The 12876-nt window shown below is 74.0% G+C and carries 7 protein-coding genes; all 7 read right to left on the bottom strand.

Annotation, left to right across the window (positions count from 1 at the left end; genetic code table 11):
- Positions 1 to 8: 8 nt before the first annotated feature.
- From ACZ61E_RS09635 to ACZ61E_RS09665, 7 genes are read right to left on the bottom strand one after another with little or no spacing between them, the layout of a single operon-like run.
- Positions 9 to 1166, bottom strand: a complete 1158-nt coding sequence (locus tag ACZ61E_RS09635) for a metalloprotease (protein WP_469698999.1) — start codon at positions 1164 to 1166, stop codon at positions 9 to 11.
- Entirely contained in the window at positions 1163 to 2251 is a 1089-nt protein-coding gene (locus ACZ61E_RS09640) for a lantibiotic dehydratase C-terminal domain-containing protein (RefSeq protein WP_469699000.1), read from the bottom strand. The genes ACZ61E_RS09635 and ACZ61E_RS09640 overlap by 4 nt, the downstream gene beginning before the upstream one ends.
- Complete coding sequence (locus ACZ61E_RS09645) at positions 2248 to 5046, bottom strand: lantibiotic dehydratase (RefSeq protein WP_469699001.1); 2799 nt, start codon at positions 5044 to 5046, stop codon at positions 2248 to 2250. The genes ACZ61E_RS09640 and ACZ61E_RS09645 overlap by 4 nt, the downstream gene beginning before the upstream one ends.
- Positions 5047 to 5080: 34 nt before the next feature.
- Positions 5081 to 6706 (bottom strand): nitroreductase family protein, encoded by a 1626-nt coding sequence (locus ACZ61E_RS09650; protein ID WP_469699002.1) that lies wholly within the window; start codon positions 6704 to 6706, stop codon positions 5081 to 5083.
- 26 nt (positions 6707 to 6732) lie between these two features.
- Positions 6733 to 8670: a TOMM precursor leader peptide-binding protein gene (locus ACZ61E_RS09655; protein WP_469699003.1), complete on the bottom strand. Its 1938-nt coding sequence runs from the start codon at positions 8668 to 8670 to the stop codon at positions 6733 to 6735.
- Entirely contained in the window at positions 8660 to 11074 is a 2415-nt protein-coding gene (locus ACZ61E_RS09660) for a TOMM precursor leader peptide-binding protein (protein ID WP_469699004.1), read from the bottom strand. Before ACZ61E_RS09660 ends, ACZ61E_RS09655 begins: the two co-directional genes overlap by 11 nt.
- A 5-nt stretch (positions 11075 to 11079) precedes the next feature.
- The gene (locus tag ACZ61E_RS09665; RefSeq protein ID WP_469699005.1) at positions 11080 to 12876 is read right to left on the bottom strand and encodes an AfsR/SARP family transcriptional regulator; all 1797 of its coding nucleotides are present in this window, start codon (positions 12874 to 12876) and stop codon (positions 11080 to 11082) included.

Consider the following 12876-nt stretch of genomic DNA (forward strand, 5'->3'; position numbering starts at 1 on the left):
GCGGGGGCTCAGTCGGCGACGAGACGGACGGCCAGCGCGGCGGCGGCCACCACGATCCCGGCGAGGACGAGCAGCGAGCCCGCCGTGTAGCCGAGGTAGGCGGTACGGGCCCGGCGCGGGTACGCCTTGGCCGCCGGGTCGCGCCGCACGGCCAGCCGTACGTACTCCCGGCTGGAGGCGGCGAGCGCGGTCGCGCCGCACAGTTGCGCGGCGATCTTGTACCCGTCGAGGGGCGGGAACGGGACGAGCATGGCCAGCGCCTGCACACTGCCGAGGAGCAGCAGCCCGGCCAGCGCCTCGCCGGTGGCGTCGTCCACCGGTACGAAGAGCCAGACCGCGCAGAACGGCAGCAGCACCGCGAGATTCATCACCGCGCCCGCGACGGCGGTCGCGATCCGGTGCCAGCGGGTGCGCAGGTACTGGTAGTTGTCGACCGTGCAGTACATGATCACGACGGGCAGGCGCCAGCGCAGTCCGATCTCGGCGACCTGCCCGCCGTAGCGTCTCGCCACCACCCCGTGGGCCAGCTCGTGCAGCGCGGTGCTGAACCAGAGCAGCGCGGCGACACCGGCGAGCAGGACCGGGTTGGTGAAGAGCGCCACCGCGCCGTCGACGAGTTCGCCGAGCCGCGCGACGGCGACCACTTCCATGGCGGTGATCAGCAGGAGCAGCGGGACCATGAAGGGCGCGGCGAGCAGGAAGCCGACGGCGCGGTGGAGGCGGTCGGCCGTCGCGTCGGCGTCGGCGACCAGGGGGAGCGTGCCGCGCAGCAGGGTGCGCTTCGGCGGCTCGTCGGCGGTGTCGGTGGCGGAGGTCCCGGCCGCCCCGGCCGTTCCCGCCGTTCCGGCGGGCGGGGTCGCGGGGCCGCCCTCCAGCAGCCCCCGGACCCCCAGCATGCCCAGCAGCCGCTGCCAGTTGGCGTCGCCGAGGCGCTTGCCGTACTCCGCCGCGTACTCCGCGCCCAGCTCGTCCAGACCGCGCGTACCGTCCATGCGCGCCATCAGGAAGTGTTCCTTGACCCCGACCTCGTACGACTTGCCGCTCCGCGGGTTCTTGACGAGGTGCACGCTCCTGGCGCCGAGCAGGAACTCGTCGCTGACCAGCACGTCGGGGCGGAGAGCCGGGCGGTACCGGTCGGCGTCGACGCGCTCCGCGGGGGCGGTCACGGCGCGCCCACCGCCTCCGCCTCCGTCTCCCGCTCCGTGCCGGACTCCGTCCCGGACCCGGCCGGCGCCACGGACTCCCGCAGTGTCCGGCCCAGTACGTGCGAGAGATACGCCTCGTCGCGGATGGTGACGTGCAGCCGGTTGTTGGTCATGTGCATGTAGGGGGACAGCAGCAGCGGCAGCGCGACCGACGGGTCCGTCACCCGCTCGTCCCGCTCCCCGTCCCAGGACCGGAACACCAGGTCGCCGTCGAGCGCCAGCTGCCGTGCCCGGCGGTCCAGTTCGGCGCAGTGCTCGGCCCAGCCGGCGAGGAAGCCGGGCAGCCGGCCGGTCTCCCCGGCCCCGATCGCCGCCCTGATACGGGCGAAGTGGCTGGTGAGACCGGGGGCCATCGCCGCGTAGTTCTTGTCGTACTCGTCGGTCCCGATGAAGCCGGTGCCGGGGAACGCCTTGTGCCAGAACTCGTAGTAGCTCTCCAGATAGCCCGTCAGCTCACGGTCGTCGGGCAGGAAGGTCCCCGACATGACCATCATCAGCTGCGCGGACGTGCCGAGCAGCACGGTCCGCAGATGGAGGTTCTTGGTGCGCAGGGCCTCGATGACCAGATCGCTGGAGTGCCTGAAGTGCCATTCGGCCAGCTCGATCCCGGCGGGGCCGCCGTACTTGCCGTACTCCGGCTCGTACGGCTCGGCGCTGCGCGAGTTGTTGGGGCGCAGATTCATCCGGCCCTTGTCGTCCATGTAGTGGCCGCGCTCGCTGCCGGGGAACTCGATCTCGAACAGCGTGTTGTAGAAGTCGTTGAGGAACCCGGAGTCCACCTCGTACAGCGCCGGCCGCTCGGCCAGGAAGGTGTCGACGGCCTGCTCGGTGCGGGCGCGCACGGCGGGGGCCGCGGCCTCGCTGACGGGCTTGAGGCGCAGCCGTACGTGCGGGCCCTCCAGCCAGTAGTTGATGAAGAAGTAGTTGTCGATCAGTCCTTCCGCCTCCAGCTCCGCGACCAGCGGGCGCACGCACTGGATCAGGAAGGGCCGCGGGTTGGCGGCGTAGAAGACGTGGGTGGCCTGCCAGGGGCCGGAGCCGGTCATGAGGCGTCCCTCCGTGCGGAGTCGGCGGATACGAGCTCCGCGGATTCGGGTTCGGGCAGGTCCGGGGCCCGCTCGGGGGGCGCGCCGGCCAGCGTTTCGACGGCCAGTTCGGCGACATGGGCGCCGCGCTCGGAGACGGCGTGCAGCCCGTCCTCGTCGGGCAGCATCTCGCGGAACACGACGCGTGCCTCGGCCGTTTTGAGCAGCGCCTCGAACGCGGTGAGCGACAGGGCGCTGTCGAAGTCCAGATACTGCGGCTTGGCACCCGTGGCACCGCGCGCCCCGGAGTCGGAGACGGTCACGAAGACCCGGTCCGGCAGCCCGGTCGCGCGCCGGAAGCGGTGCCAGCCGAGGAACCACTCGTCGTCGGAGGTCCCCGGTGCGTGCAGCGGGAGTCCGGCGGCGGGCGCGCTCCAGCTCCGCCTGCTCAGGACGACGCTGCCGTGCCGTACGCGCGGCCTGCGGGTGACCCCGCCCACCGGCGCGCTCTCCGGGACCCCGCCCCAGACGTTGAGCGGGGCCATCGAGGTCGGCGAGAGGAGCAGCAGGGTGCGGGGCAGCTCGGGCAGGGCGAGCGGTACGAGGTAGCCGAGGTAGACGGGGATCACCTCGCGGCCGAGCCGGGTGGAGCGCAGCACCAGCCGGTCGGCGCTCTCGTCGTGCTCGATGTACAGGTCGTCGAGGTGGATCCGGTACTCCTGCGGCAGGGTGCCGGACTCGCCGGGGCAGACGATCTCGTACTCGGTGAGCCGCCCGTGCAGATTGAGGTTGCTGGTGACCGTGCCGCCGGTCACCTCGGCGAACACCGCGCCCGGCGGCCTTACCCGGTCCGCGGCGGCCAGCAGTGCGCTGTCGAGCCCCTCGAAGCACTGGGTGAAGCGGCTGAAGGGGAACGACAGCCCGCCGTACGAGCGGTTGAGGACGACCAGCGGGTCGTGCGGGCGGTCGGCGAGCTGGATGTGGTGGCTCATCGGCGCGAACGTGGGCGCGGCCGGGGCGAGTTCGGCGGTGATGTCGGCGAGGAATCGGGCGTCGAGATCGATGTCCGCGTCGTCGCCCTCCGCCCCCGCGGCCCAGAGCGCGCGCATCCGGTCGATGAACATCTGCCGCGCCGAGTCGATGGCCTTGAGCTGCGGCAGCCCGAGCCAGTTCACCTCGGGTACGTAGCGGCCGTCCGCGTCGAACGTCGTACGGCTCGCGGTGAACGTCATGTACTGGTCGAAGAAGTCCTCGTGGAAGTCGTGCACCAGCTTGAGGAGGTCGTCGCAGCGCCCGCCCTGTCCGTACCGCGCGAGGAAGAAACCCCTGAAGGTGACGCGCTGGGGCAGGGTCAGGTCGAAGGCCGGCAGGACGCCCTCCACCCGGGCGAGCGGCTCAGCCGTCAGCTCGCGCCAGGCCGCGAGGTCCATCGACGTCTCACGGCCGGCCGCCGCGTCCTCGTACAGCAGGGTCTGCGGCACCCTCGGCCGCTCGGCGCCCAGTTCCACCTGGACGTCGCCGATCGTGGCCCGGAGCGCGGCGAGCACCTCGCGGCGCTCGGCGGGCTCCGCCCCGGCGAACCGGTCGGTCAGCGCGACGGCCTCGTCCAGCCGGTCCGCCAGCGCGGTTGCCCAGGGCCGGTCCAGTGCGCGCAGCGACCGCTGGAAGGCGCGCAGCGGGTCGGTGTCGTGCACCGCCGTGCGCAGCGCGGGGACCTGGACCATGCCGATGTCCAGCAGCGCGGAGAGGTACTGCTCGACCTCCTCCGCGCCGGCCCCGGCGTCCTCGGCGAGCCATGCCGCCAGTTCGCCGTAGCGCAGCGCCGGGTTCTCCTCGAAGAAGTCGAGCAGCCGCTCCAGGGTGCCGCTGCGGCGCAGGAAGAACAGCCGGTCCTTCACGGCGTCGAAGGTGACGGCGGTGTCGTCGTCGCCGGTGGTGATCCAGCGGCGCACGTAACGCACCCGGTCGTCGTCCCTGCCCCAGCCGGACGCGGGCGCGACGGGCAGATCGGCGCGGCGTACGGGGTCGGCGATGACGCACTCGGCGAGGCGGCCCAGCGCGACGACGTTGAGCCGCGCGTGCCCGGTCCACTTCTCGGCGAACCGCACCTCGAAGCCGTCCCCGCCCGCCGGGTCCTCCCGGGACTCGTCGAACTCACCGAGCGCGACGCCGGTGAACGTGGAGAAGGGGCTGGTCTTGCAGACGGTGCGGTACAGGTACGAGAGCAGCGAGCGCTCGATCTTCCTGCGGCGCTTGTCGGGCTTGCCCTCCCCCTTCACGAACGCGTCGATCTGCGCGTCGAGCGTCGGCGAGGCCAGCAGCAGCCCCTTGCGCAGCCGCTCCTCGCCCGCGACGGCGCGCAGCGCGGCGCGCGCCTCGGCGCTCTCGCCGGCGAACAGCTCCGCGCCGTTGGCCCGCAGAGCGGCCAGGTCACGCCGGTCGAGCAGCCACCGCGACAGGGCCTCGCCCGCCGCCGCGTCGCGTCCGGCGACCAGCGCGAGGGCCTCGCCGGGCCGCTGCGGGAGCCGGTTGTTGAACACCTCGCGGCGCAGCTTCAGCAGCGCGCGCCGGTCGGCGGCCTCGTCGGGCCCGGCGTCCGCGCCGTCGCCGGTGCGGCCGACCAGATCGTGCAGCAGATCGCCGACGCGCTCCCCCGCCGCCCGCAGCCGCTCGTCCTCGGCGAGCACGGTGTCCGCCCAGCGGCGGCTCGCCGGGCAGCGCAGGGCGCGCACGGTCTCGATCGGCAGCCCGGCGACGCGCAGCATGAAGGCGCGTCTCGGGTCCTGGTCCCGCGCGTCGCGGGTCTGGTCAGACATCATGCTTCCCATCCGGTTGGTCATCGGCGCGGGCTCAGGCGATCTCGTACCGGAAGTCGGCGGGTGCGGGGCGCTCGTTGCCGATCATCATGATCAGGAGCGGCGCCTCGCCGGTGGCGTCGAGCCCCAGCTCCTCGATGTACGAGACGTTGTCGAAGCCCAGGGCGACACCGCAGCCCAGCTCCAGTGCGCTGCTCGCCGTGTAGACGGACTGCGCGACGGCTCCGATGGTGGCGTTGACGAGGCGGTAGCCGCGGTCGCCGACGGCGTCGAGGACGGCGGAGGTGCGGATCGTGGGCACCAGTACGGCGCCGGCCTGCTCCAGGTTGTAGTTGGAGAGGAAGTAGTTGCGCTGGAGGAATTCGCCGGGGCGGCCCGCCTTGACCAGCCGCAGCTCACGGGCGTCGGGGTCGTACTCGTACGCGCCCGGCTCCAGCCCCTCGACGTGGTTGACGAACGCGTACAGCTTCGTGAGCCGTACGCCGTCGCCGTCGCGGCCCGTGCCGGTGTCACCGCCGAGGCGCGCGCCCGCGGCGGACGCGGCGAGGCAGGCCGCCAGCTGCTCGCCCGTGACGGGCCTGCTCGCGTCGAACCGGCCGAAGCTGCTGCGCCGGCGGCGCAGCACGGTCCGTACGTCGGCGGGCATCGGCCGCGGCGCGGGCAGCGCCGCGACCGGCAGGTCCGCGCCGGCGGGGGGCGCCGCCGCCGGGGCGAGCGCGCCGGGGGCGGGCCGTTCGGTGGCGTGCGCCGACGTGGCCTCCTGCATCCTCAGCAGCGCGTCGAAGGTGAACACCTCGCGGGAGCGCTCGACGTCACGCCGCCGCACGGAGACAGGACCTGAGAGGGCGCCGGACCCGGCGACCGGGGCCGAACCCGCCCGCGCGCCCGCCCACTTGAGCGGGACGACCGCGAACACGCCCTCCTCCTCGCCCCGTACGCCCAGGAGCCGCTGGAGCCGCGCCTCGTCGAACCACATCGCCGGTTCGACCGACAGGCCCCGCGCACCCGCCCACATGCGCCAGGTCTGCACGGCGGCGCCGAGGTCCATGCTCACGGCGTGGAAGGAGAAGCTGTTGTACTTGAAGGAGTTCTGCCAGTACTTGATGCCCAGGACCAGGTACTGGTCGGTGTCCGCCCCGTATCCGCCCAGCGACTCCCGCACCTCGCCGGACACGTCGCCGGTGAGCAGGCGCTGCATGGCGTGGTGGCGGGTGGAGTAGTAGTGCAGGCCCGGTGTGACGGGGCCGCTCGGACCGGAGACCCAGTAGACGCTGACGGGGTAGAGGCCGCCGCCGGAGGCGGAGCCGCGCGACCAGTTGGCGAGCGGGTAGAACGGCAGGGCGCTCAGGTCGGTGTTGGCCTGGACGCCGAGCCGGCGGCCGGTCAGTCCGTAGGAGTCGAGGAGCATGCCGGAGAGCGACGTCAGGTCGAACGCCGCCTCCCCGGTGGCCGGGTCCGTCGCGCCCGCGGCGCCGTCGAAGGCGCGGTCCAGGCTCGCGTGCGCCGGATAGCCGGCGGCGGGCAGCGGCAGGCTGTCGACCCCGGGGTAGTACTTCGCCTTGCGGGGACCGTCGGACCAGTTCGGCACGAAATCGGCCGGTGCCATCGGGACCCGGCCCCGCTGCATGATCGCGGCGGCGTAGTCATGGGCGTACCCCATGGTGGGACTCCTCTCGGGGGTTCGGGTCAGGGGAAGGGGTGCGGCGCCAGGTTCAGGTCGGCGTCGGTCAGGTCGCGTTCCCGCATCCCCGCCTCGCGCAGCGCGGTGCGCAACCGGGGCAGGCCGAGCGCGCGCTGCCGGGTCCACCCGAAGTCGATGGGCAGCAGGCCGGGGACGATCACGGAGACCGTCGTCAGTCCGAGGTCACGCTGTTCGGGCATCGTCTGGTCGACGACGACCACGTCGAATCCCTTGTCGGTGACGGCGCTCACGCACCGGGTGAGGTCGTCGCGCAGATCGTCGGAGACGGGCGGCAGGGATCCGTCGCCGTACGCCCGGGCCAGGGACCGCTTCGGCGGCCGCGGCGCGCCGGGCTCGCCGATCAGGAAGTGGGCGTTGTCGCCCATCTCCGGGATGCCGTAGGCGAGCGGGTGGTCGTGCAGCGCCGCGACCTTGTCGTAGTCGGTGGCCATGGCGCGCAGCCGGTCCTCGTCGCGTTCGGTGCGGCCCTGGAGGTTGACGGCGTCGGTGGCGATCTCGCAGAGCGCCCCGGCGAGCGCGGACTCGGGGTCGAGTCCGGCGCCCGCGCCGAAGCACATCCGGCCCCTGCCGCCGTCGGGACGGACGGCGACACCGGTGATGACGGGGATGGGGAAGCTGATCCGGGTGTCGAAGAAGCGGGCCTCGTACCCGTACATCTCCAGGCGGTCGACCATCTGCCGGGTGGCGGCGCGGGTGCTGGTGCGCGGGTCGAGTTCGGGCAGGGCGGCACGCCCGTACCAGGTGAGGAGGAAGGCGTCGCGTTCCACGACCTCCATGAGGCCGAAGTACACGGCCTCCTCCATGCAGCCGCCGGACGCGCAGCCGTTGGAGCTCTCCTGTACGAACCGGTTCTCCAGACCGGGCGCGTGGTAGTACGTGAGCACTTCCGGCACCAGGACGGGCTGCTTGTCGCGGAGCGAGTAGCCCCAGACCCAGGGGAGTTCACGGTCGGGGTGGAACGGGGTGACGCGCGGGTTGGCCCGGTGGAACTCCTCGGAGTACAGGCCGACGTCGCGTGGATCGAGCGTGCGTTCCCCGGCGGACCGCAGACCGTTGAGCGAGCCGTGGACGCCGGCGACCTTGGCGCGCGAACGCATCCCCGCGTACCGCTCCAGTCCCTCCAGGACACCGATGCGCACGCTCTGCGCGAAGGTGTCGGCGTGGCCGCCCCAGAACGTCTCGCGCAGGTAGTCGCCGCTGCGCATCGAGAAGCAGCCGATGGTGGCCGAGGTGGAGGCGGAGGAGATGTCCTGGACGACGGAGGGGCCGAGGGAGCCGCAGACGGGGTTGGCGTACGGCTCCACGGGCAGTTCGTACGCGCTGATGTCGCGCAGCCGGAAGCTGCCCGGCTTGTGCTTGGGCGCGGGGTTGAGCGTGAGGACGGCCGCCTCGGCGGTGTCCTCCTCGGCGCGTCCGCAGCGCGGGCACTCGGGGTCGGGCACCAGCGGGTAGTGCCGTGTCCGAAGGGTCTGGAGGTCCACGAGGTGGACCGCCGGGAAGGAGCCGGTCGACGGCCCCGTCCCGGCGAGTCTGGCCGCGACGAGCCCGGCGAGGGCGTCGGCGGTGAACGGGGTGATGTACGGGGACTCCCCGGCGGCCCTGGTGCCGGAGCCCAGCTCCAGGGCCTCGCGCAGCGCGACGGAGCGCACGGCCTGCCAGCGGCGGGCCAGACAGCGGGCGCAGGGGCGGTGCGTGGCCGCGCCGGGCTCCGGGAAGGGTCCGACGACGGCGTGCCGGCCGTAGAACCGTACGGGCACGGCGTCCGCCGGCTCCCCGTCGGCCGGGCCCCCGTCCGCGAACGCGTCGTGGACGCCGAGCGGCGCGACGTCGAGCGCGGGCGCGGGCTCGAAGGCCGCGTCGAAGCCCCGGCGCATCAGGGTGGCGAGGTCGTGGGCCGACCGCGCCCAGGGCTCAGCGGGCATCGGGCGCACCCTCCACGCCGGTGGTGACGGCGCCGTCGCGGCCGGTGGCCGGACCGGTGGTGAGCAGGACGCGCGCCGTGCTGATGCCGCCGGCGGGCAGGTCGGCCGGGGTGGTGGGGACGTACAGCACGTCGCGCCCGGCCTCGCGGAGCCGGTCGAGGACCGCGTCGAAGGTGGTGGCCGTCGCGTCGGCGGCGACCGGATCGGCGGTCAGCAGGACGGTGGCGGCGGCGAGTTCACCCATCAGCGGGTCGCCGGTGTCGACCGCGGAATCCGGGTCCTCGGCGTCGAGCTGCACCTGGCCGATGAGGTCGCGCAGCGCGGCGCACGCGGCGGTGGTCCGGGAGAGCCCGGCCGCCACGGCCCAGCGACCCAGCCCCTCGGGCCGGTCCCCGTCCGCGCCGCCCGTCTCACGGGCCAGCACGACATGGGCGCCGGAGTGCTCCTGCTCGCCGAGGTCGACGAGTTCGGCCCGGATCCCCACGTTCGGCACGGACTTGAGCAGGAACACCAGCTCCGGGTCGGCGTCCGGCTCCCCGGCCGCCGGGGAGGTGACGAGCGCGCCCCGCGCCTCGCCGCGTACCGCGCGCAGCAGCGCGCCGTGGGCGAGCGCCGACAGCAGACCGCGGCCCGCGGCCTCCTGCGGGGTGGGGCCGGCTCCCGCGCCGGCGGTGGTCGCCTGGTGCAGACGGTCGGTGTTGTACGGGCCGAAGGGCCGCACGGCGGCGGCCGGCACCCTGACGGACTCCTTGGTCAGCAGCGAGGTCGCGGTGAGCCAGGCGCCGACCGCTTCGGCGTCCGCGCCGGTGCCGCCGCCCGTGGTCAGACGGTCGGGGACGACCGCGTCGGCCGGTGCCGGGGCGCCGGGCGCGAGGGTCTCGGGGGCGAGGGGCACGACGTGCTCGACGTACGCCTCGGCCGCCGCGTACAGCGCGCGCAGCCGGGCGCCCGCCAGGTGGTGCACGTCGAAGGCGGCGATCCGCCGGCGCGGCCCGTGGCCGACGGCCAGCTCCACGCGGCTGATCTTGAGCGGGGTCTGGGTGAGGCTCTCGTCGTCGTACCGGCCGAAGACGCCGGTGAAGGGGCGCACCAGCACCGTACTGATCCGGTTGAGGTCCTCGACCAGCGCCTCGGCGTCGCCGGCGCTCTCCACGGTCGGTGTGACGGGCAGGGTCAGTCCGCCGGGCAGCGCGGGGCCGGGGGCCGCGGCGGCGGGCGCGCAGAGCCCGCAGCGCGGGTGCGGCTGGACCGGCTCGGCCATGACGTCGAGGGATTCGAGGTCCTGGACGAGGACCTGCCCCTCGGTCTCGGCGGGCAGCACGCCGGTGGTGAGACGGAAGATCTCGTAGCCGAGGAGGTTGCCGGACATCGCGGCGACGGGGCCGGCCGGCGCGGACCGCCCCGAGGCGCCGCCGGTGGCGCCGCCCGCGACCTCGCTCCAGATGTCGGCGGCCGTGCCGGCGTCGGTGTTGCCGCCGAGGCGCAGCACCGCGCAGGACCAGCAGCCGGTCGAACCGGCCTTGCTGAGCGGCCCGGTGACCGACCTGCGGCCGAACGTCCAGGCGGGGATGAGGGTGGTGCCCTCCGGCACGCCCGCGCGAAGCAGGGCGTGGGTGCGGGCGGAGGCGTCGGGGCCGGTCACGACGACGACGTCGTAGCCGTCGAGCGCGGTCCAGCCGGGGCGCGCGGTGAGGGTGTCGAGGGTCACCGGGCAGTCCTGGGCGGCCAGTTCGGCGATCTCGGCGAGCAGGGCCGGGTCGCGGTCGGCGTCGCCCTCGACGGCGAGTGCGGCGCAGCCGTTGCGGACGAGGCTCAGCGCGCACCAGCGGGCGACGGGGCCGGTGCCGAGGATCGCGACGCGGGTGGTGCGGTAGCGGCGGAAGCGGGCCAGGGCGCCGTCGGCGTAGTGGTCGGCGTACGCGATCTGGGCGGCGAAGCGGGTGGTGACCGCGTCGGTGAGGGCGTCGTCGGCACCGGACGCGTCCGCGGCGGCGGGGTCGGCCTCCTCCTCGGGTATGTCGCGGGCGAAGCCGCGCTCGTAGAGGGTCTTGACCAGTTCGGCGGCCATGGCCTGCTGGGCGGGGCCGAAGCCCTGGCAGATGTCGCCGAGCCGGTGGTGGCCGGCGAGGTGCGGCACCATCAGCGAGGCGAACCGGTAGGCGGTGCGGCCGGTGAGGTGGAAGCCGCCGTCGGCGTTGTGGAAGAGGACCCCGCCGGGCGTCTCGGTGAACAGCACGTCCCGGCGGACCCGGGGTCTGGTGCCGGCCAGGGCGTCGAAGGCGGAAACCGCCGGGCTCGGTGCCGGGGCAGCCGAAGCGTCCGAGGCCGAAGGGGGCGCCGTCTCGGTCTGTTGTGCCGCCGGAGGCGCGACGGCCGTGGGAGTCGCTGTCGCTTCTGCAGCCATGGGATTCACACCTTCTGTATCGGTCGGGATCGAAACGGCGCGGTTCTGCGCGCGTACACGCGGAGCAGTTCGTGCACCCGGTACGGGCCGGGCGGCCCTTCCTCCAGCAGCCCGGCGTCGGCGAGCCGGTCCAGTACGTCGTCCGCCTCGGCGGGGGACGTCCCCAGCACCCGCACGCCGTCCTCGGCCGTGAAGTGGTCGGGGATCTGCGCGGCGACCTTCAGGAACGCCTCGACGAGCCGCGGGTCGAGCCGGTCGAGCGCCCCGCCCAGGACGCGGTGCACCGAGAGTTCCGGCGAGTCGGCGAGGGAGAGCCGGGCCAGCGGGTCCTCCGCGAGCCAGCTGACGGAGTCGGCCAGCCGCAGCGCCGGCCGGGTGAGCAGCCGGGCCGACATGATGCGCAGCGCGAGCGGGTGGTGCCCGCAGGCGTCGGCGAGCCGGCGGGCCTCCTCCGGTTCCGCCTCGACGCGTTCGGCGCCGAGGACGGCGACCAGCAGCGCGTACGACTCCGCCTCGGTGAAGGTGCCCAGCCGCAGCACCCAGCCGCCGTGGGTGGCGACGAGTCCGGCGAGACCGCGCCGGCTGGTGACGACGACCGCGCCGTCGGCGCCGGCCGGCAGCAGCGGGCGGACCTGGTCGGCGTCGACCACGTCGTCCAGCACCAGCAGGGCGCGTTCGCCGCGGACCTGGTCGCGCAGCGCGGCGGCCACTTCGGCCGCCGCGTCGTCGGGGCTGCGCGGCGTACCGTCCGGGGCGACCATCCGCACCATGAACAGCCCCGCCGGGAAACTGTCCTTGGCCTGGTGGGCGAGGTGCCGGGCCAGCGCGGTCTTGCCGATTCCGGGCGCTCCCGACACCAGGAGGGTGACGGGTTCCGGGCCGGGCGCGGTCAGCCGCTCCAGCAGGGCGCCGGTCTCGGCCTCGCGCCCGGTGAAGGAGTGCACGGCCGCGACGGGTTCCACGACCGCCGAGGGCGGCGCGGCGGGTGCGGTGAGCGGGCGGCGCTCGGCGCCGCCAGCCAGGGTGTACGCGGCGCCCGCCGGGTGGCGGTCGTCGGCGGGACCGAGGTCCTCGCCGCGCAGGATGGCCAGTTCCAGCCGGCGCAGCGCGGGCGACGGGTCCACGCCCAGCTCGTCGTGCAGGTACTCCTTGACCGTCCGGTACTCGGCCAGGGCCTCGGTCTGACGGCCCGTGCGGTAGAGGGCCTCGATGAGCTGTTCGCGGAACCGTTCATGGCCGGGGTGGGCCCTGCTGGCGCTCCACAGCTCCACCAGCGCCTCGCCGCAGCGGCCGAGCAGCAGCTTGAGATCGCAGGCGCGCTCCAGGGTCCGCAGCCGCTCCTCGACGAGCCGGGGGACTTCGTCGCGGTGCAGTACGTCGGAGCGGACATTGGCCAGTACGGAGCCCTCCCACAGCGACAACGCGCCTTTGAGCACGTGCAGTTCGCTCTCCGGCTCGGTGATGTCGGCGGCACGCCGCACCTCTTCGCGGAAGCCGATCAGATCGAGATGCCGGGGCCCTGCCGTGATCCGGTAGCCACCGGGCACGGCCTCGATGGGGGTCTCGGTCACCCCGTGCTTGGTGAACAGCCGGCGCAGCCGCAGGACGCACGTCTGGAGCGCGGCACGTGAGGTGGCGGGCTGTTCCTCGCCCCACATGGTCCGCTGGAGGTACTCGGCGGACACGACCGTGTTGGCGTGCAGGAGCAGCGAGGCGAGGAGGATGGTGGGTTTGGACGGCTGGAGGACGACGGTGTCGGGACCGTCCGCGATGCTGAGCGGCCCGAGGAGCTGAAACCGCAC

It is taken from the genome of Streptomyces sp. NPDC104581 (genome assembly GCF_055583685.1).

What these genes read in the sequence shown, in the direction of transcription:
- ACZ61E_RS09640 (WP_469699000.1), bottom strand. Translation starts at nt 2,251, where the DNA reads ATGACCGGCTCCGGCCCCTGGCAGGCCACCCACGTCTTCTACGCCGCC.
- ACZ61E_RS09645 (WP_469699001.1), bottom strand. Translation starts at nt 5,046, where the DNA reads ATGTCTGACCAGACCCGCGACGCGCGGGACCAGGACCCGAGACGCGCC.
- ACZ61E_RS09650 (WP_469699002.1), bottom strand. Translation starts at nt 6,706, where the DNA reads ATGGGGTACGCCCATGACTACGCCGCCGCGATCATGCAGCGGGGCCGG.
- ACZ61E_RS09655 (WP_469699003.1), bottom strand. Translation starts at nt 8,670, where the DNA reads ATGCCCGCTGAGCCCTGGGCGCGGTCGGCCCACGACCTCGCCACCCTG.
- ACZ61E_RS09660 (WP_469699004.1), bottom strand. Translation starts at nt 11,074, where the DNA reads ATGGCTGCAGAAGCGACAGCGACTCCCACGGCCGTCGCGCCTCCGGCG.